At 61.8% G+C, this 19,640-nt stretch carries 17 protein-coding genes; 12 read left to right on the forward strand and 5 right to left on the reverse strand.

The window, feature by feature from the left end:
• Positions 1 to 9: 9 nt before the first annotated feature.
• The 11 genes from HMPREF2822_RS01090 to HMPREF2822_RS13445 all read left to right on the forward strand — a co-directional run bounded on the left by HMPREF2822_RS01090 (position 10) and on the right by HMPREF2822_RS13445 (position 10,430).
• Positions 10 to 1,491, forward strand: coding sequence for an FtsW/RodA/SpoVE family cell cycle protein (locus tag HMPREF2822_RS01090; RefSeq protein WP_070519861.1), 1,482 nt, complete (start codon positions 10 to 12; stop codon positions 1,489 to 1,491).
• Between the two features lie 29 nt (positions 1,492 to 1,520).
• Positions 1,521 to 2,606 carry an undecaprenyldiphospho-muramoylpentapeptide beta-N-acetylglucosaminyltransferase gene (gene murG, locus HMPREF2822_RS01095; protein ID WP_070519863.1) on the forward strand — a complete coding sequence of 362 codons (1,086 nt, stop codon included), beginning with the start codon at positions 1,521 to 1,523 and terminating at the stop codon, positions 2,604 to 2,606.
• Between the two features lie 39 nt (positions 2,607 to 2,645).
• On the forward strand, positions 2,646 to 4,136 hold the full coding sequence (gene murC, locus HMPREF2822_RS01100; protein ID WP_070519865.1) for a UDP-N-acetylmuramate--L-alanine ligase: 1,491 nt from the start codon (positions 2,646 to 2,648) through the stop codon (positions 4,134 to 4,136).
• On the forward strand, positions 4,129 to 4,788 hold the full coding sequence (locus tag HMPREF2822_RS01105; RefSeq protein WP_083306787.1) for a cell division protein FtsQ/DivIB: 660 nt from the start codon (positions 4,129 to 4,131) through the stop codon (positions 4,786 to 4,788). The genes murC and HMPREF2822_RS01105 overlap by 8 nt, the downstream gene beginning before the upstream one ends.
• Positions 4,789 to 4,994: 206 nt before the next feature.
• On the forward strand, positions 4,995 to 6,359 hold the full coding sequence (gene ftsZ, locus HMPREF2822_RS01110; protein WP_070519869.1) for a cell division protein FtsZ: 1,365 nt from the start codon (positions 4,995 to 4,997) through the stop codon (positions 6,357 to 6,359).
• Between the two features lie 24 nt (positions 6,360 to 6,383).
• Positions 6,384 to 7,124 carry a peptidoglycan editing factor PgeF gene (gene pgeF, locus HMPREF2822_RS01115; protein ID WP_070519871.1) on the forward strand — a complete coding sequence of 247 codons (741 nt, stop codon included), beginning with the start codon at positions 6,384 to 6,386 and terminating at the stop codon, positions 7,122 to 7,124.
• Positions 7,125 to 7,838 (forward strand): YggS family pyridoxal phosphate-dependent enzyme, encoded by a 714-nt coding sequence (locus tag HMPREF2822_RS01120; RefSeq protein WP_070519873.1) that lies wholly within the window; start codon positions 7,125 to 7,127, stop codon positions 7,836 to 7,838. It begins immediately after the preceding gene.
• Between the two features lie 69 nt (positions 7,839 to 7,907).
• The gene (locus HMPREF2822_RS01125) at positions 7,908 to 8,330 is read left to right on the forward strand and encodes a cell division protein SepF (protein ID WP_070519876.1); all 423 of its coding nucleotides are present in this window, start codon (positions 7,908 to 7,910) and stop codon (positions 8,328 to 8,330) included.
• 211 nt (positions 8,331 to 8,541) lie between these two features.
• Positions 8,542 to 8,853 (forward strand): YggT family protein, encoded by a 312-nt coding sequence (locus tag HMPREF2822_RS01130; RefSeq protein ID WP_070520150.1) that lies wholly within the window; start codon positions 8,542 to 8,544, stop codon positions 8,851 to 8,853.
• Positions 8,854 to 9,021: 168 nt separating this feature from the next.
• On the forward strand, positions 9,022 to 10,152 hold the full coding sequence (locus HMPREF2822_RS01135; protein WP_070519878.1) for a DivIVA domain-containing protein: 1,131 nt from the start codon (positions 9,022 to 9,024) through the stop codon (positions 10,150 to 10,152).
• Positions 10,153 to 10,259: 107 nt separating this feature from the next.
• Complete coding sequence (locus HMPREF2822_RS13445; RefSeq protein ID WP_168162406.1) at positions 10,260 to 10,430, forward strand: hypothetical protein; 171 nt, start codon at positions 10,260 to 10,262, stop codon at positions 10,428 to 10,430.
• 62 nt (positions 10,431 to 10,492) lie between these two features.
• Here the strand turns inward: HMPREF2822_RS13445 and HMPREF2822_RS01140 are convergent, their stop codons facing one another.
• Positions 10,493 to 11,566 carry an HNH endonuclease signature motif containing protein gene (locus HMPREF2822_RS01140; RefSeq protein WP_070519880.1) on the reverse strand — a complete coding sequence of 358 codons (1,074 nt, stop codon included), beginning with the start codon at positions 11,564 to 11,566 and terminating at the stop codon, positions 10,493 to 10,495.
• A gap of 362 nt (positions 11,567 to 11,928) precedes the next feature.
• Here HMPREF2822_RS01140 and ileS point away from each other — a divergent pair, with 362 nt between their 5' ends.
• Positions 11,929 to 15,126, forward strand: coding sequence for an isoleucine--tRNA ligase (gene ileS / locus HMPREF2822_RS01145; RefSeq protein ID WP_070519882.1), 3,198 nt, complete (start codon positions 11,929 to 11,931; stop codon positions 15,124 to 15,126).
• 109 nt (positions 15,127 to 15,235) lie between these two features.
• Here the strand turns inward: ileS and HMPREF2822_RS01150 are convergent, their stop codons facing one another.
• The 4 genes from HMPREF2822_RS01150 to HMPREF2822_RS01165 form a co-directional block, all read right to left on the reverse strand.
• The gene (locus HMPREF2822_RS01150; protein ID WP_232755535.1) at positions 15,236 to 16,420 is read right to left on the reverse strand and encodes an MFS transporter; all 1,185 of its coding nucleotides are present in this window, start codon (positions 16,418 to 16,420) and stop codon (positions 15,236 to 15,238) included.
• A 170-nt stretch (positions 16,421 to 16,590) separates the two neighbouring features.
• On the reverse strand, positions 16,591 to 17,232 hold the full coding sequence (locus HMPREF2822_RS01155; RefSeq protein ID WP_070519886.1) for a GntR family transcriptional regulator: 642 nt from the start codon (positions 17,230 to 17,232) through the stop codon (positions 16,591 to 16,593).
• Positions 17,233 to 17,359: 127 nt separating this feature from the next.
• Complete coding sequence (locus tag HMPREF2822_RS01160; protein WP_083299252.1) at positions 17,360 to 17,965, reverse strand: metallophosphoesterase family protein; 606 nt, start codon at positions 17,963 to 17,965, stop codon at positions 17,360 to 17,362.
• A complete protein-coding gene (locus HMPREF2822_RS01165) occupies positions 17,958 to 19,619 on the reverse strand; it encodes an ABC transporter permease (RefSeq protein WP_070512477.1) in 1,662 nt (553 codons plus the stop codon). Before HMPREF2822_RS01165 ends, HMPREF2822_RS01160 begins: the two co-directional genes overlap by 8 nt.
• Positions 19,620 to 19,640 lie beyond the last annotated feature (21 nt).

A 19,640-nucleotide genomic window follows, 5' to 3' on the forward strand; every position in this document is an offset into this window, starting at 1 on the left:
CCAGAAGCCGTGACTGCCACCAGCACCCAGAAGCCACCACGCACGCTGGGACACCACCTGCGTGATCTCCGTGAGCGCCTGCGCGCTTATCCCGGGCTCGATTACTTGGTGCTGCGTATTGCCATCTTTTCACTCATTGGCATTGGCGTGCTCATGGCCTTTTCCTCGTCGATGGCGACGTCCCTTTCAGAAAGCGATAGCCCGTGGTCAGCCGCCCTGCGTCAGTGCGTGCTCGTCGTCGCCGGCCTCATTGTGTTCTGGATTGGCCTGCGCATGTCACCACGCACGCTGCGGGTGCTCGTGCCCTGGTTCTTGGGGCTGTCCATCTTGCTTCTCATCCTCGTCCTCGTTCCCGGGATCGGTACTGGCCGCGCGGAGGTCGGTTCGCAGTCATGGATCATGCTGCCGGGAGGCGTGGCCTTCCAGCCTTCAGAGTTCGCGCGTGTGGCTGTGGGCATGTACGGTGCCTCGGCGCTGGCGGATAAGACGCATCGCTCGATGCGCCTGACGGATCCATTCATGATGTACTCCATCATCGCCGGCATCATGTTCGTACTTATCGTTGCTCAGGGTGACTTGGGCATGGGCGTATCCTTTGCCCTCATCGTCGTCTTCACCCTGGTTTTCGCAGGCGTGGATTGGCGCGTTCCTACCGTCGTCGGCATCTTCGGCGCTATCGGCATGATCACCGTTTTCCTAGCCGGTGGCTTCCGCTCGCACCGCTTCCACACCTACTTCGATGCCTTGCGCGGAAACATTGAGGACACGCAAGGTACAGGTTTCCAGGCTTACCAGGGCTTCCTTTCGCTTGCCGACGGCGGCTTCTGGGGCGTGGGCCTCGGCCAATCGCGCGCCAAGTGGTTCTACCTCCCAGAAGCGAAAAATGACTTCGTCTTCGCCATCATCGGTGAGGAACTGGGGCTGTGGGGCGGTGCCATGGTCATCGGGCTTTTTGCCGTGCTGGGCTATTTTGGACTGCGTACCGCAACCCGCGCGCAGGATCAATTCCAGTCCCTGCTGGCCGCCACATTGGCGGTCGGTGTTGTCGTGCAGGCATTCATCAACATTGGCTACGTCATCGGCGTGCTGCCGGTGACGGGTATTCAGTTGCCGATGATTTCCGCGGGCGGTACAGCTGCGGTGATTACGATCGGTTCGATGGGGCTGCTGTGCAACGTGGCGCGCCATGAGCCGCTCCAAGTGTCCGCGATGCAGAACTTTGGCCGCCCGCTCTTCGACCGCATTTTCTTCATCCCCGAGCCGACGCCGCCCAACGAGCGCCGCGGCGGAGCCCACCGAGCCCCGCGCGAACGCGCGCAGGGCAAGCACCCTCAGCGCGTGCGCCGCGAGCACTCCCAACGACAGGTGGAGCGCAGCCGCGAGGAAAGGTTTGGCCGCGCTGTGACGGGGCGCTCGCCGCGTGCGCAGGTACCGCGTGAGGAGCAGCGGCGGGAGTACCGCCGAGAGCGTCGGCGCGGCGAGCGTCGGTAGGGCGGGGTCGCGCTGGTAGCGTGTAGAGCATGAATGACACGCCGATTTCCGTCGTTATCGCAGGTGGCGGCACTGCCGGTCACATTGAACCCGCGCTCGCGGTGGGGGAGGAGCTCCGCTTGCGCCACGGCGCGCGGGTGACCGCATTGGGAACCCCACGCGGATTGGAGCGCGATATTGTGCCGGCGCGTGGAGTCGATTTGCGCATGATTACCCCCGTCCCGGTCCCGCGCAAGATCAACGCTGACGCTGTGAAGCTGCCCTGGCGAATCCTCACGTCCGTGCGCGAAACCCGCGCGGTACTCAAAGACGTTGGGGCCAACGTTGTGTTTGGAACCGGCGGCTATGTCGCCGCCCCGGCCTATTTGGCGGCCAAGTCCTTAGGCATTCCGTTCTTCGTTCTCGAAACCAATGCCCTGGCCGGCATGGCGAACAAGTTAGGCGTGCGTTTGGGCGGCACGGGCATTAACGCGCAAGAAGGTTCTGGGATGCCCGGGGATGTCTTGGGCATCCCCGTGCGGCCGGGCATGGGGGAGGACCCCGACGGCGCAAAGGCGGCAGCTGCTCGCCAGAACTGGAACCTGGACGCACATCGCCCGACCATCGTGGTGACCGGCGGATCACAGGGCGCAGTGAGCATTAACACCGCCGTCGCCGGCGCGCTCGATGACCTATGCCGGGATTTCCAAGTGTTGCATGCTTATGGCAAGAAGAACGAGGCGCCGGCTGGGCGCGAACACTACACGGCGGTGCCTTATATCGATGACATGGCTGGCGCGCTCGCGGTTGCTGACCTCATGGTGTGCCGCTCCGGTGCAATGACCGTGGCCGAGGTTTCCGCCGCCGGTCTACCCGCGCTCTACGTGCCGCTGCCGCACGGCAATGGCGAGCAAGCGCTGAACTCGCGGGCATTGGTGGAGGCGGGGGCCGCGGTCCAGATTCCGGACGCCGAGTTGACCTCGGAGCGCCTTATCAGAGAAGTTCGCGCTATTCTTGACCACCCCGAGGCCCTGGCAGCCATGCGTGCCGCTGCCGATGCCAGCGAGGCCGGCGACGTTGCGGCTGTCATCGCTGACCGCATCGCGCAACGCGTCGCCGCCGGCGTCCGCGATTAGGCGCACAGTACAGGTTTATTAAAGAAGGATTTTTTCACTATGACTGACACCCCCTCCACCACGGACCTGTCCCGCGTTCACTTTGTCGGTATCGGAGGCTCCGGCATGTCCGGTCTCGCGCGCATCCTGGTCAGCCGGGGTGCGGTCGTCACCGGCTCGGACGTTAAGAAATCGACGGCTGTTGACGTCCTCCGCACAATGGGCGCGCACATTGCCATTGGGCATGCGGCCGAGAACCTTGAAATGGCCGGCGATAGGCCGACGGTTGTCGTGACTTCCTTCGCCGCCATCCCGCAGGATAATCCTGAGCTCGCTGCCGCGCGCGCCGCCGGTATTCCGGTTATTCGCCGTTCCGATCTATTGGCCGAGTTGATGGAAGGCCACCGCCAGGTGCTGCTTGCCGGAACCCATGGAAAGACCTCGACCACGTCCATGGCGGTATCCGCGCTCCAACAGGCGGGGCTGGATCCTTCCTTCGCTATCGGTGGACAGCTGAACCGTGCTGGTACGAACGCACACGGCGGTACGGGCGATGCCTTCGTGGCGGAGGCCGATGAGTCCGATGCTTCGCTCTTGCGCTACAGCCCATCCGTGGCCGTGATTACGAACATCGAGCCCGATCACCTCGATTATTTCGGCACCGCGGAGAGCTACTACCAGGTCTTCGATGACTTCGCCGACCGCATTGTCGACGGCGGCTACCTTGTCGTCTGCCTCGAGGATGCGCAGGCGGCCGCCACCGGTGAGCGTGCCGCTGAGCGCGGTATTCAGGTGCTGGGCTATGGCGCGCGCGGCGAGGCAGACGCTGCTTCTTCGGTGCCCCTCGCGGCTGAGGTTGTGGAGGAGACAGTCTCTGCCGTCGGCGCGCACGTCCGCGTTCGCCTGACCCTGCCGGGCCAGGCTCCGCAGGAGCTAAGCTATGACCTGCACGTTCCCGGCCACCACATGGTGCTCAATTCGGCCGCTGCCCTGTTGGCCGGTGCGCTCGCTGGCGGGGATCCGGCGGAGCTCGCCGCGGGCTTGACCGACTTTACGGGCGTGCGCCGTCGCTTTGAGTACCGCGGAAGCGAGCGCGGCATCCGCGTCTTCGACGATTATGCGCACCACCCCACGGAGGTTTCCGCAGTTCTCGGTGCGGCCCGCGCAAAGGCGGATGCGGAGGGCGAGGGCGCGCGCGTCATCGCCTGCTTCCAGCCGCACCTGTACTCCCGGACCATGAAGTTCGACGCCGAATTTGCCCAGGCGCTGGCGCTTGCCGACGCCGCCGTCGTCCTCGACATCTACGGTGCTCGCGAGCAACCGGTTGAGGGCATTACTTCCCGCATCATCACCGACAAGATGCCGGAAGACATGCCGGTTATCTTCGAGCCCGATTTCTCCGAAGCCGCCAGCGACGTCATCTCCTTGGCACAGTCCGGCGATATCGTCCTGACCATCGGCGCGGGCACGATTACCTACGTGGCTGGCGAGATTCTGTCCGAGCTGGGCAATAAGGATGAGGCGGAGGGGCCGAAGGAACCGAATGTCTAAAAAGGCTGGGGCGCTCGTGGTGGGCGCGGTCCTTCTCGTAGCGGTGATCGCTGCCGCAGCGGTGTGGCTTTTCCCGATCCTCACGGTGAAGTCCTTCGAGGTAGTGGGAAATGACCATGTCACGGCTGAGGATGTGGAACAGGCCAGTGGCGTGCCTAAGGGCGCGAACCTTGCGCGCCTGGACGCTCGCGAGGCCGCGCAGGGCGTGGCGGAGATCCCCTGGGTGGAAAGCGCAACGGTGTCGCGGGCTTTTCCCTCGACGGTGCACATTGAAATCGTCGAGCATGAGGCAGTGGCTTTCGTGCGCGACGGTGACAGCACCGTTCTAGTGGATAACCACGGCAAGGAATTCGTGGAAGCCGAGGCACCGCCCGAAGCCGTGGAAGTCACCGGGCACACCGACTCCGGTTCCCCGGAAATGCAAGCGGCCGTCGATGCCGTTGCGGCCCTTCCCGCTCCAATCCGGGAAAAGGTATCGGCCCTCGAGGTCAAGGATAGGTACTCGCTGACGTTCCGAACCAAGGACGACAAGACCATCTTTTGGGGTGCCTCGGAGGATAACAAGAACAAGGCAATCGCTTTCGAGGATGTGCTCAAACTCGAGGGTGAATCCTGGAACATTTCCAACCCGTCGCTGGTGACTCGCCGCTAGGTCCGTCGCGAGTGGGACGGGTGTGGCGCTTGTTAAGAAAACCGCATGTCAGCAACCCTAAAGTAGAGGTTGAGGGTACCGACACGCGGCAAAATGTGCGCCGAAATTACCCCGTTGTCGTTAAAGATGGATGTAACCGCCTCTCGCGAAAAGAGGCGCCTCCTCGTTTACATTAAAAGCTTATTCGAAAGGCAAGAGACCCTCGTATGATCTCATCTAGCAACAACCTCGCGGACATCAAGGTCGTCGGCGTCGGCGGCGGCGGTGTCAACGCTGTCAACCGCATGATCGAAGAAGGGCTCAAGGGAGTCCAGTTCGTCGCCATCAACACCGATTCCCAGGCGCTGATTTTCTCCGATGCGGATACCAAGCTCGACATCGGCCGCGAGGCCACCCGCGGCCTCGGCGCCGGCGCCAACCCGGAGGTGGGCAAGACCTCCGCGGAGGATCACAAGACCGAAATCGAAGACGCCCTCCAAGGCTCCGATATGGTCTTCGTGACGGCCGGCGAGGGCGGCGGAACCGGCACCGGCGCGGCCCCCGTCGTGGCGTCCATCGCGAAGAAGATGGGTGCGCTGACCGTTGGCGTCGTTACCCGCCCATTCAAGTTTGAGGGCGCGCGCCGTACCCGTCAGGCCATGGCTGGCATCGAAGAGCTGCGCGAGGTCTGCGATACCCTCATCGTTATTCCGAATGACCGCCTCATGCAGCTGGGCGGCGAGGAGCTGTCCATCGTCGAGGCCTTCCGCGCCGCCGATGAAGTTCTGCACAATGGTGTTCAGGGTATTACCAACCTCATCACCATTCCTGGCATGATCAACGTCGACTTTGCGGACGTTCGCTCCGTCATGTCCGACGCCGGCTCCGCCCTCATGGGTATCGGCTTTGCCCGCGGGGACAACCGCGCGCTCAACGCCGCTGAGCAGGCCATCAACTCCCCGCTGTTGGAGTCGACCATGGAAGGCGCCAAGGGCGTTCTACTCTCCATCGCCGGTGGTTCCGATCTGGGCCTCCACGAGGTCAACGCAGCGGCCTCCATGGTGGAGGAGCGCGCCGACGAAGACGCCAACATCATCTTCGGCACCATCATCGATGACAACCTCGGTGATGAGGTTCGCGTCACTATCATCGCCACCGGCTTCGACGCACAGGCCAACATGACTACGCAGCCGGCGCAGCCCGGTCAGGCTGCACCGCAGAGCCAGCAGGCCACCCCGGCTGCCCGCCCGGGTTCCCTCTTTGAGAACCGCGCCGAGGCACAGGCGGAAAGCCCCGCCGCATCTCGCACTGAGGCCCCGCGTGAGGACTACACCCGCGCTGAGCCGCAGCGTGTCGACGCCCAGCGTATCGAGCGCGAGGAGTACACCCCGCGCCACTCCTACGAGCGCGAGCAGCCGGCCGAGCCGGCCCCGTCCAGCGGGCTGTTTACCACCTCGGACCGCTTCCGCGGTGAGGAGTACCGCCGCGGCGCCGACGACGAGTACCGCCTCTCGCGCCCCGCTGAGCGCCGTGGCCGCGACTTCGATGATGACGGCGACGACGATCTCGACGTGCCGTCCTTCATGCGTTAGTCCCAGCCCGCTACTCTGGAGTGCATGCCAGTAAACGAGGAAGCACACGTAGCACAACGCCCCGTCCGCATGGTTTTCACCAGCCGTGCCGGCGGGGCGTCGTCGTCCCCTTATAACTCTTTCAACTTGGGCGATCACGTTGGTGATGAGCCCGAGGCCGTGACCGCCAACCGTGAGCGGCTTCTCCGCGCCACGGGTCTAGAGGACATCGTGTGGATGGAACAGCTCCACACCAACACGGTCACGGTGGTGGGGGCCGAACGCCGCGGTGTCCGCGAACCCGTCCCCGCCACCGATGCCGTAGTAACCACCGAAAAGCGCTTGGGGCTAGGCGTGCTCGTTGCTGATTGCACACCGGTGCTGCTTGTCGACGTCTCCGCGGGCGTCATCGCCGCCGCCCACGCCGGACGCCTAGGCGCGCGCAACGGAATCGTCCGGAACACCGTGAACGCAATGGTTGAGCTGGGGGCGACTCCCGCGTCGATCCAGGTACTTATGGGGCCTGCTGCTTCTGGACGCAACTATGAGGTGCCGGAGGAGATGGCGGAAGACGTCGAGAAGCACCTGCCCGGCTCCAAGACTCGCACCTCGTCTGGTACGTGGGGAGTTGACGTGCGCGCCGGCCTGATTCGCCAGCTGATGGGGATGGGAGTTACGGCCATTGAGTCGGATCCGCGCTGCACGATCGAAGACACTGAATTCTTTTCTTATCGCCGCGAGGGCGTCACCGGGCGTCAATCCGGTGTGATTTGGTTGGAGGATTAAATGACTAGCAAGGACCCCGCTGAGCGTCGCGAAGAACTACGGGCCGGTTTGGAGCGCACCCGCGCTGAGATTCGAGGCTTCGCCGCCACGTATGACCGTCCCGTGCCACAGCTGCTGCCGGTGACGAAGTTTCACCCGACAGAGGACATAGCGCTGCTGGGGGAGCTGGGAATTGCGGATGTAGCAGAAAACCGTGAGCAGGAGGCGCGCGCCAAAGCAGAGGCGCTGCCCGAGATTCGCTTCCACATGATCGGCCAGATTCAAACCAAAAAGGCGAACCACGTCGCCCGCTGGGCGCACAGCGTGCACTCCCTTGACTCAGAGAAGCTTGCCCGGGCGCTGGACCGAGGAGTGGCGCTTGCACAAGAACGCGGGCAACGCGAGGACACCCTTCCGGCATTTATTCAGGTTTCCGCCGATGGCGATACCGCACGCGGCGGATGTCCGTTGGAGGGCGTCCCCGCTCTGGTGGATGTCGTTGAAGAGCTGGAGAATGTGCAGCTGCAGGGATTCATGGTGGTTCCTCCGCTGGAGAGCGAGCCTGCGGAGGTATTCGCTCGGGTAAGGGCGCTGACCGACGAGGTCGCGGCGAAGCTCGGACGGGCTTTAAAAATGTCTGCCGGAATGAGCGCAGATTTGGAGGCGGCGATTGCATCTGGAACGGATATCGTGCGTGTCGGAACCGGAATCATGGGAGCGCGCCCGCTAGGTTAATTGACATTGCAAAAGTGCATTACAAGACAGCAAATGAACAGCACACACTAGGTCAGAGGGAGACCCAGAATGTCACTGATTGATAGGACTAAAGAGTTCTTCGGGCTGGGCCCGATGGACATGGACACCGACGATGCTTACTACGCTGACGAGCGCAGCTATAGCGCTCCGGCGTACGCACCTTCCTACGAGAAGCCGGAAGAGGAATTTGTCCCGACCATCGTGGCGCTGTCGCTCGTCTCTTTCGACGATGCAGCGAAGGTCGGTGGCCCTTTCCGTGACGGTGACGCAGTGGTCTTCGAGCTCACTGACGCTGACCGTGGCTCCGCAAAGCGCTTCGTCGACTTTGCCGCTGGCCTCTGCTTTGCACTGGAGGGCCGCATGAAGAACCTGACCAAGGGCGTGGACACCAGCCGTAAGGTGTTTGCCATCGTGCCGAAGGGCGCCGATATCTCCACTGTTGAGCTGGAGCGCGCAGCGCATCTGCGCTAAGTACGTCGCGTTCTACCGCCTCATCGATTTCTTTTCTCCCGTGTTGGCTTAGGGGAGGGGAAGCGATGGGGCGGTTTCGTATTTATGAGGCCGGCGGCGAACTGAGTTCGGGGATAGTTCAGCCGACGATTAGCCGTTCATGTTCGCCGAGCGCGAACCGGAGGGCAGGGGAATACCGTTAGTGGGGGTGGTTCGGATAGGCTCGGGCACTGTGAATGCTTTAGGTTCAATTCTCCTCGTTGCCGTGAGTCTTTACTCGTGGATTTTGTTAGCGCGAATCGTCATCGAAATGATTCAATCTTTTTCGCGCCAATTCAATCCGCCCCGCTGGTTCATGATGGTTGCAGAGGTGCTTTTCGTAGTCACTGACCCGCCGGTTAAGGCGCTGCGAAAGGTGATTCCTCCGCTGCAGTTGGGAGGCGTTGCGCTCGACGTTTCCATCATTGTTTTGTTCCTGCTTTTGTCCATTCTTTCGCAACTGATTTCGTGGCTATTTTTCGGCCCCAGCGGACTTGCTGTGTAACTAACGGGTGTATTAAACCCTCCTGTTAACGTTGAGACTCGTGCCAGCGTTAGATAATGTGTTGATTCGGATACAATGAGTTAGCAAAATCCGTATTATTAACCGCATATGTACCCGGCCTCTGGAACCTCTAGAGGTTTGACCGATTCGTAAGGGGAAGAGAAGTCAATGCCACTGTCACCCGCTGATGTACACAACGTCGCTTTCAGCAAGCCGCCAATTGGCAAGCGTGGCTACAACGAGGATGAGGTAGATCAGTTCCTCGACCTCGTTGAGGATGCTCTTGCTCAGCTGCAGGACGAGAACGATGATCTCCACGCCCAGGTTGAGGAACTGAAGTCTCAGACTTCGGCCGGCGCCGCTGGCGGCGCTACTGCCGCTAAGGTCGACGAGGCCGCTGTGCGCAAGGAAGTTGAATCCAAGCTTCGCGCCGAGTACGAGGCAAAGCTGGCTGACTCCAAGAATGAGATTGCCAAGGCCAAGGAAGAGACGAAGCGTGCGCAGGAGCAGGCAAAGGCTGCTCAGGCACAGTCTTCCCAGGCGCCGGCTGCTCAGGTAAAGGACAACTCCGCCGAGCTCAAGGCAGCTCGCGAGGAAGCTGCCGCCGCCAAGCGCGAGCTCGAGGCTTCCAAGAAGGAACTGGCGAACACGAAGAAGGAGCTGGAGTCCGCAAAGAAGAACTCCGCAGCCTCCACCACCGCCTCTTCCGCCGCTGCCGTGGCTGGTGCGGGCGCCGCCCAGTCCAATGCACAGGGCCTGGCTACCCCGGATACCCACATGCAGGCAGCCCGCGTGCTGGGCTTGGCTCAGGAGATGGCGGACCGTCTCACCAGCGAGGCCAAGGCTGATTCCGAGTCCATGCTGGCTGAGGCCCGCACGGCGGCAGAGAAGCAGCTTGCCGACGCTGACTCCCACTCCAAGGCCCAGCTCGCGGACGCCCAGAAGCGCTACGAAGCTCAGCTGCAGGAGGCCGATACCCGCTCCAAGAAGCTGGTGGCGGACGCTGAGAACAAGGCAAAGCAGACTGAGTCCGACGCTACGTCCCGCGCCGAGGCGCAGATTCGCCAGGCAGAGGAGAAGGCAGCTGCGCTGCAGGCCGATGCCGAGAAGAAGCACACCGAGGTCATGAACACGGTCAAGCAGCAGCAGACCGCTCTGGAGGCTCGCATCTCCGAGCTGCGCACCTTCGAGCGCGAGTACCGTACTCGCCTCAAGACGCTGCTGCAGTCTCAGCTTGAGGAGCTGGAGTCCCGCGGCACCGCTGCTCCCAACGGTGAAGCCGGCAAGTCCAACAATTAATCACTGAATCAGCGGCGTCCCTGCGGGGGCGCCGTTATTCTTTTCTGTGGGTATGTATTCTCAGTAGGTATTGATTTTTCAGGCAGTGACGGGGAAGGAGAGCGCGCATGCTTATTGGTGCATTGCTTTTGGCCTTTGTGGCTTTCTTGGCGTTCGTGAATTACATCCTCTCCGCCGCTGAGTGGTCTCTGTACCTGCTCTTTGCTTCTGCCGGGGTAGGCATTGTTCTGTTTATCGCAGATACCGTGATTAAACTGCGCCGCAAGCACGACGAGTAGCCCTCGCCCCAGCAGTAATTCTGGGTGGAGGGCTTTTGCGAAGACTCCTAGTTGTGTCGCTCCTAGTCGTCTCTTTCCAGGGCGTCGAATAGCCCGGGAGGCGCTTGCAGAGGCGTGGGCGGCGGGAGGGGACCGTACGTCCTCATGGCCGTTCCGTTGACCCGGGCCATGCGGCCGCGTCCCGGTGGCGCGTTCGGATCGTCCTGGTTCACGCCATTGTGATACGGGCACAGCATCACCAGGTTTTCCTGGTTGGTATACCCGCCGTTCTTCCACGCGATGAGATGGTGAACTTGGCATTCATCGGCGGGCTTCATGCAGGAGCCCCAAGCACAGACCGGGAACTCGGCCATGGCCATGATGCGTTGCTTGATGCTGGCGGAGCGCTCCTCATAGTAGAGATTGACCGGCCCGTGATAGGGGTGGAAGAGAGTCGCGAGCGCGCCATCGAGGTCGATCTCTTCGGCTAGGACCTTGTTGAGGTATTCCGCGCCGGTCATCGTTGCGCCGTTGGTCATCTGCAGCGTGATTTCCTCGCCGTCGCCGTTGAGAATCTTCGTCATTGCATCCAGCGGGACCAAGATATTGGTTTGCAAACCGCGGCGCGGGGCGGCGCCTTTGAAGAAAGCTTCGCGGATGGATTCGAGGGGACGTTCGCGGTCGACGGCGTCGCCAAGCTTTGCAATCATTTGCGCGGGGCCTGTGATTGCCATCGTCCACGGTGCATTGCGGCGACGGTAGATGGTCACGCCCTCCTTCGGTGCGGGCGGGGCCGAGTGCTCCTTGAGCTTCTTCTTCGCCAGTGTTTCCATCGCGAGGGTATCGGCGCTGGTCCGGCACAGCTCCAGGCGTAACTTCCAGCCCAATGCCTGCGTCTTGGCTTTGCGGGCATAGCGGTCAATGACTTCCAGGGTGGGCAATGAGTGGCCGCGCTGGCGCGCAGCCTTCACTGCATCACGTTGCATCTTGGTCATGGCGGTCTTGCCAAAGAAGCTCGTGTGCAGCCGCACCAACTGCGCGGCAGTTTTGTCTGGGGAACCGGCGGCGATGAGGTCTGCTTCAGACATGCCTTCGCACTCGGCGATGACATCGATGCCGGCCCCGAGTGCGTTGAGGAAAGTCTGTAGCGCGTTCATATCTGTGGAGCATAAAACACCTTCTGAGCTGCGCGCATTAGAAAAATGTTCCTGTGGAAAACCGTTTCTCAGACACCTCTTTTGTGCACTGTCGTTTCTATTTTGGGGTTCACGGGAACCTGCGCCTGTGAAAACTTGACCCCTCGGTTATACTTTGGAGCTATATGCAGTGAGCCGGCTATCACCGGGGAGCATTCCGGAAGAACGTGAGGCGCGTGAGCGTCGCATCATTAGAACCGGGCGGGTAGGGACCGTCATCTCCTTCACATCAACGAAGCGGGGCGCCTCGGCGCCCAAGCGGGGTGGTACCGCGAGCCGTACGGCGCGTCCCCGTCACAGCGAACGAGTGAAGGAATTTTTAGATGAGTAATAACCCCGCGAACGTCGGCAGTGTTTATCCCAAAGTCGATATGACTGCTGGGTCTTCCCGTTTCCCCGATATGGAGCAGGAAGTCCAGAAGTACTGGAAGGCCGACGACACCTTTAAAGCCAGCCTCAAGCAGACAGAGGGCTGCCCCGAGTATGTCTTTTATGATGGCCCTCCCTTTGCCAACGGTCTGCCGCACTACGGCCACCTGCTGACCGGTTACGTCAAGGACATCGTCCCGCGCTACCGCACCATGGCCGGCAACCACGTCCCGCGCGTCTTCGGTTGGGATACCCACGGACTGCCGGCGGAGCTGGAGGCAGAGAAGCAGCTCGGCATCACGGACAAGGGCCAGATCGAGGAGATGGGCCTGGAGAAGTTCAACGAGTACTGCGCCAAGTCCGTCCTCGAGTACACCGATGAGTGGGAAGAGTATGTCAACCGCCAGGCTCGTTGGGTGGATTTCGAGAACGGCTACAAGACCATGGACTTGGAGTACATGGAGTCCGTCATGTGGGCGTTCAAGGAGCTCTATGACAAAGGCCTGATCTACCAGGGCTTTAGGGTTTTGCCGTATTCCTGGGCGGAGCACACCTCCCTGTCGAACCAGGAGACCCGCCTGGATGACTCCTACAAGATGCGTCAGGACCCGACCCTGACGGTGACGTTCCCGGTGGCTGGTGCCGTGGAGGGAAGTGCGGCGGAGAAGACGTTGGCGGAGAACGCCGAGCTTGCCGACGCCTCCTTCCTCGCCTGGACCACCACCCCGTGGACCCTGCCGTCCAACCTGGCTCTGGCGGTCCACCCGGAGGTTGATTACGTCCTGTTCAAGGCCACCGAGGGCGACTTTGCTGGCCGTACCTTCGTGATGGCTGAAGCACTGACCGGCACCCTGGCGAAGGAGCTGGGTGAGGTGGAAGTCCTCAAGACGTTCAAGGGCGCGGAGCTGGAGGGCTTCAAGTACGAGCCCATCTTCGGATTCTTCCCGGACGTGGAGAATGCGTACCAGGTCTTGCTTGCTGACTACGTCACCACCGAGGACGGTACCGGTGTGGTCCACCAGGCCCCGGCCTTCGGTGAGGACGATATGCTCACCTGCCAGAAGTACGGAGTGGGCCTGGTCATCCCGGTGGATGAGGACGGTAAGTTCACCTCCCAGGTACCGCCGTATGAGGGCCAGCTCGTCTTCGATGCCAACAAGGCCATCATCAAGGACCTCAAGGCCGCTGGCCGCGTGGTGCGCCACGTGACCATCGAGCACTCCTACCCGCACTCCTGGCGCTCCGGCGAGCCGCTCATCTACATGGCGCTGCCTGCATGGTTCGTCAAGGTGACGGAGTTCCGTGACCGCATGGTCGAGCTCAACCACAATGAGATCGAGTGGCTGCCGGAGCACATCCGCGATGGTCAGTTCGGCAAGTGGCTGGAGGGTGCTCGCGACTGGAACATCTCCCGCACCCGCTACTGGGGCGCTCCGATCCCGGCGTGGATCTCCGATAACCCGGAGTACCCGCGCGTCGATGTCTATGGCTCGCTGGATGAGCTGGAGCGTGACTTTGGCGTGCGTCCGACGAGCCTGCACCGCCCGTACATTGATGAGCTGACTCGTCCGAACCCGGATGATCCGACGGGCAAGTCCACGATGCGCCGCGTGCCGGACGTGCTGGATTGCTGGTTTGAGTCCGGCTCGATGCCGTTCGCTCAGAAGCACTACCCGTTTGAGAACAAGGAATGGTTTGAGACGCATTCCCCGGCGGACTTCATCGTGGAGTATTCCGGCCAAACGCGCGGCTGGTTCTACCTCCTGCACGTGTTGTCCACCGCCCTGTTCGACCGCCCGGCGTTCAAGAAGGTTGTCGCCCACGGCATCGTGTTGGGCAATGATGGCCTGAAGATGTCGAAGTCCAAGGGCAACTATCCGAATGTGAATGAGGTCTTCGACCGCGATGGCTCGGATGCGATGCGCTGGTTCCTGATGTCTTCGCCGATCTTGCGCGGCGGCAACCTCATCGTTACCGAGCAGGGCATCCGCGAGGGCGTGCGCCAGGCCATTCTGCCGATCTGGAACTCGTACACCTTCCTGCAGCTCTACGCCTCCCAGGACGCGAAGTTCGACGTGAGCTCCACCAACGTGCTAGACCGCTACATCTTGGCCAAAACGCATGACTTGGTGAAGAACACCAACGACGCGCTGGCGAATACCGACATTGCCTCGGCGACGGAGGAGGTCCGCCTCTTCGCGGACGCGCTGACCAACTGGTACGTGCGCCGCTCCCGTGACCGTTTCTGGGAGGGCGAGGAAACCCATCCGGAGGCCTTCAATACGCTCTACACGGTCCTGGAGACGGTCTCCCGCGTGGTCGCGCCGCTGCTGCCGCATGTGGCCGAGGTCATCTACCGTGGACTGACGGGTGAGCGTTCCGTGCATTTGGCTTCCTACCCGAAGGCCGAGGACTACCCGGCTGACGATGCCCTCGTGGCCGCCATGGATGCCACCCGTGCGGTGGCCTCCGCGGCGTCCTCGGTGCGCAAGTCCAACAAGCTGCGCAACCGTCTGCCGCTGCCGAAGCTGACGGTGGCGATGAAGGATTCGGCGCGCCTGGCGGATTTCAAGGACATCATCCGGGATGAGGTCAACGTTAAGGACGTTGAGCTTACCGACGATGTCGACGCGGTGGGCACCTTCGAGGTCGTGTGCAACGCCAAGGTAGCCGGTCCGCGCTTGGGCAAGGATGTTCAGCGAGCCATCAAGAACCTCAAGGCGGGCAACTACGTGCGCGAGGGCGAGGACGTCGTGGTCGACGGCGATATCCGCCTGTCCCCGGACGAGTACACCGAGCGCCTCAAGGCGGCGAATGCGAAGTCGACGGCTCGTGTGGAAGGGCTCGATGGCCTCGTCGCCGTGGATACCGAGGTGACGGAGGAGCTCGAGGCAGAGGGCTGGGCTGCGGACGTCATCCGTGGTTTGCAGGATGCGCGTAAGGCCGAGGATTTCGTGGTGACTGACCGCATCACCGTGGTTCTCTCCGTCCCGGCGGAGAAGGAAGAGTGGGCTCATCGCCACAGCGAGCACATCGCGGCGGAGGTGCTTGCCGTCGACTTCACTGTGACGACCCAGGCTCTCGAGCCAAGCGATGGACAGAACATCCATGATGTCCTCAAGGGCGTGACGGCTACCGTGGCCAAGGCCTAAATCCGCAGCGAAAAGCTCCGCTTCCCTCGAGTGGGAGGCGGAGCTTTGAGCATTTGCGCACTGGTGGCGCAGGGCGGCCCGGAGGGGCCGCGATGACGGGGCGTGTGCGCTAGCGGCGGGTGCCGGGCAGGTGTGCGCGCCACGCAAGGATGACGTTGATGAGGCACACCAGCGCCAAGAAGCTGCCGACGCTGAACAACGCCGTGAAGCCGATGTAGGGCGCAAGCGCGCTAAAGGCCATCGGGATGAAGAAGCCAGTGTAAGAAATGGAGTAGTACACGGCGGTCAAGCCGGCGAGCTCTCGCTCGCCCGCGATGCGCTGGACCTCGGACAATCCAGCGACCAGCGCCAAACCGTATCCCGCGCCCATCGTGGCGGCGGCCGCGATGCCGAGCGGCAGGGACAGTGAGTGAGCGGCAAACGCTCCGAGGATTGCGCCGACGGTGATGACGAACATCGACAGGGCCGAGGCTCGCGCGGACTTGTGGGTATCAACCAGGCGGCCCAGCATCTGGACGGCCACGCCGCAGCCCAGGGTGATGACGGTCATCAGGCCGGAGAAAGCGATGGGGGCGTTTCCAGCGGATTCGGATAGCAGCTGTGGAAGGAGCGCATAGGCCGCTCCCGCGCAGCCAAAGACCCAGGGGGCCACAGGCACGACGACACGCAGGAAACGCTTGTGCGCAGCGGCGGGGATGTGGAGCATCTCCAGCATGTCACGCACCCTGAGCTCCAGGATGGTGGTCTTGACATCGCCTCGGCTGGGCTGGCGGGTCTCAGGCGTATGCAGGATCCACACGGCAGTCAACAGCGTGAGCAGCATGTGGAGGATATAGGCCGTGTGAGTCGGCCATGGCCCCCACTGGGCCAGCACCGAAGCGATACCCGCGCCGACGAGGAAGCCGGCGGTCAAACACAACGAAGCCTTACGAGCGCCGGACGCTGGGTCGCCGCCGGCGCTCGTGATGAGCTCCGTAATCCACGTTGAACCCACCGCCATGACTAGGCCTAATGCCATACCGCACAAGACGCGTCCCAACGCGATGATGAGTGGTTCGTTGGGGGCGATGGAGAGCAAGAAAGATCCCACCAAGGACAGCGGTGCCGCGGGGAGCAGCAGTGGGCGGCGGCCGAGCAGATCGGACAGCGGGCCACCGATGAGCAGTGCGGGGATGATGCCAACCACGTAGGCGGCTAAGAGCCCGTTGACCGTCACCTGGGAAAAATTCGAGGTCTCGCGGTACATCACCAGCAGCGGGGTGAATTCATTTCCGCCCCAAGCAACCGCGATCATGGCACCGGCGACGGGGAACCACGCGCGCTTAGGCAGCGGCGCTTCGGCGGAGCGGCTGGGCGAGCCTGGGGAGGCAGCGCTTTCAGTGCTTTCGGTGGTGTCGGCGTCTGTGGGGGCGTCGGGTTGGGGAGTAGGCGCCTCGACAAGCGGGTTCGAATGCGCAGAGACAGTCACAGTTGCTTCCTTGAGGAGTTGAGGTGGGAATGGAGTTCGGTCAGGTAGGTGTCGATGTCGCCGGTGCGGAGGGCGTCGGCGAGCAAGGCGTGCTGGGCCACGAAGCCGCGTGCCTTCTCGACGCTGCGGCCGATGGCAGTTGCGGTAAAGCGCTGTTGGCGCTCGCGCAAGGTGTGGCCGAGGTGGGCGAGGAGGCGGTTGCCGCCGTTGTCCATGATGGTTTGGTGGAACTTCGCATCCAGCTGGGTATAGGTGCCCAGATCGCCAGCGTCTAGGGCGGCCTTTTGCTCATCGATGGTGGCGACGAGGACATCGGCGATGAGACTGCGCTCCTCTGCGGACAGTCCGCAAATATGGCGGGCAGAGTTCTCATCCACGAGGAGGCGCGCCTCGTAGACCTCACGGATTTCGCGGGGGCTAATCGGTACGACCAGCGCACCGCGCTTGGGGTAGAGCTTCAAGAAGCCCTCCACCTCCAAGCGGAGGAAAGCCTCGCGCACCGGGGTTCTACTCATTCCCAGCTCGGCGGCAAGGGCGGCCTCGGAGAGCATCTCCGAGTCATCGATGTCGTCATCGATGATGCGGCGCTTGAGGTGATCGTAGGCCCGTTCCGCGGCGGGTACCTTGTCTTTTTGCATGTATACATGATGCATGCATGCGGTGCTTTCGGTCTAGCGCAAACGCCAATTCGTGAGACATTGATCACGCGGTGGGCAAGTGAGAGCTAGTTCTCTGAGCGGCGCGTGTGGTCAGGTAGGAGACGTGTTAGAGGCGAGTGAGGGAGGAAGTGGGGACGTCGTAAAGCACTGCCTCTCCCATACCGACCCAACCGATAAAGGGATTGTCCTGAAGCACTTGTGGAGTGTGGACGTGGCCAAGAATCCATGCGTCGAAGCCACAGGCCTGTAGCTGTTCGGGTGTCGTGGGCAAGCATATGCCTTTAGAGAATTCACCGGTCACTGATGAGTGCAGTAATCCCAGATGCGGCTCGTTGCTCTGGCGCGTTGGAAAGGTGAGTGTGCGGGGATCGGGATCGGCAGCTACCGCGGCGGTGACAACGGTAGCGCCGGCGCAGTGAAAGGAGTGAACGTCGGCGGAATGAACCGTTACAGGCGAAGAGAAACTGAGTTCGTGGTGGACGTCGTGATTCCCGGAGATGAAATGGACGTCGCTGAAAAGCTCGCATGCGCGAGCCATGACTTTCTGTGCTTGGGGTACGTAGGTGGCTGCGTCGGCTTTGCGGTCAATGATGTCACCGAGGCAGATACATGCATCCGCAGTCGTGACCTCCAGTACGTTTAGCACCCACTCCATGCCTGGCGCGTCGGGGCGGCCAAGGTGAAGGTCCGCGAAAATGAGGATACTAGCCACGTGCCCTCCTTCCTTGCCACCACGTGATTAGGACTAGCACGACAGTGGAGGTTCCTACACCGATGAGCGTCATAGCCATGGCTTCAGCGCGGTGGCCCTGGTCAAATTGGTTCATGATCCACGGCGCAAGGAGATTGAGCTGGCTCGGGCGGATCAGGGAGGACATGACGAGCTCGCGGAAGCCCACAAAGAACGCCAGCAGCCAACCGGCAAAGATACCCGGGGCAAGCAGCGGCAAGGTGATGCTGCGCAACGTGTGGGAGGCGGAGGCGCCGGACACGGCGGCTGCCTCGTAGACCGAAGGGGAAACCGCGCCAGCGGAGGTCTTGATGTTCTGCACCGCCATCGGCAGGAAGAGAACAGTAAAAGCCATGACGAGGATGATCATGGAGCCATAAGGTGTCCATGGCAGCCAGGGAGCGTTCCATAGGAGAATGAAGCCAATGGCGAGAACGATTCCGGGGACGGTATCCGGTGCTACAGCAAGGAAGTCGACAACACGGGCGCTGATCTGCCTGGTTCGCTGGGTGAGCAAGGTGACCGCGATGCCGAGGATGACCGCCGTTGTGGCGCCAATTGCACCGAGGGCGATGGAACGCAGCAAAGCTTCTTGAGCGGAAGGCATCTGCAGGACGATGGCGAAATAGTCGAAGGTGAGGTTTTGAGGCGTTGGGGGCGCGGATCGCAGAATGGTCATGGCTGCCAGGGTGATGGAAATATACGGGATGAGCACCGAGCAGGCGATGATGAGGAAAGCAACTAAGCTGCCAAGGACCTTGCCTGCGGTGCCGATGCGGAGCGAGACTTGGCGGGATACTCGTCCACCACCGGTAAGGTCGCGCCGCGAGACCCATTGCTGGAATGCCCATGCGCCCACACCAAGTGCAAACAACACCGATGAGGAGGCTGCTGCATCGGAGAAACTCAACGGGTCGATGGTGACGTCTTGGTAGATGGAGGAGACGAGGACCGTGAAACCGATGGCGTTTCCCAAGGTAACTGGGGTGCCGAACTCGCCGGCAGCCTTGATGAAAATGATCAGTGCGCCCAGTGAATAGGGGCCCACGACGGTGGGGAGGATGATGCGACTAATCTGTTGCCACCGGCTGGCGCCTGCGACTTGAGCCATTTCCAGAGAGGATGCAGGAATTGAGGTCAGACAGTTGCGCAGGATGAGATAGAGGAAGGGGAAGAGCTCGCACGCCATGATGAAAGCCATGCCAGGAACCGAGTAAATGGCGTCATGCGCGAGCTTGCCGACGGTATGCCCGAAGAGCAATTCGGAGACTCCACCGCGGCGGGTGAAATCCATCCACGCCATTGCTGCGGCAAAAGGCGGGGTCATGAAAGGAATCATGATGGCGATTTCTATCCAGTTCGCCTTAGAAAAAGACGTCCACGCGCGCAGGAAAGCTAGCGGGGCGGCGAACAGAGTAGAAAAGACCACCACGAGGAGGGAGAGGACGACCGTATTGAGTAGCACCTCTCCCATGCCCGGCTCCACAATCTTGTGGAGAGAAGAAGGCTCATCGCGGTACCCCACCACAGCGCTGATGAGCACCGATGCCAACGGCGCAGCGACAAGCACGAGCAGCACGAAGAGTACTGCATAAATGCCGAGAGTGCGCTGAGGGCTGCGGGTGGTGGTGCTCATAAGGTGGGGTTGCTCCGTGGT

The organism is Corynebacterium sp. HMSC062E11 (genome assembly GCF_001811845.1).
GTDB lineage: Bacteria > Actinomycetota > Actinomycetes > Mycobacteriales > Mycobacteriaceae > Corynebacterium > Corynebacterium hesseae.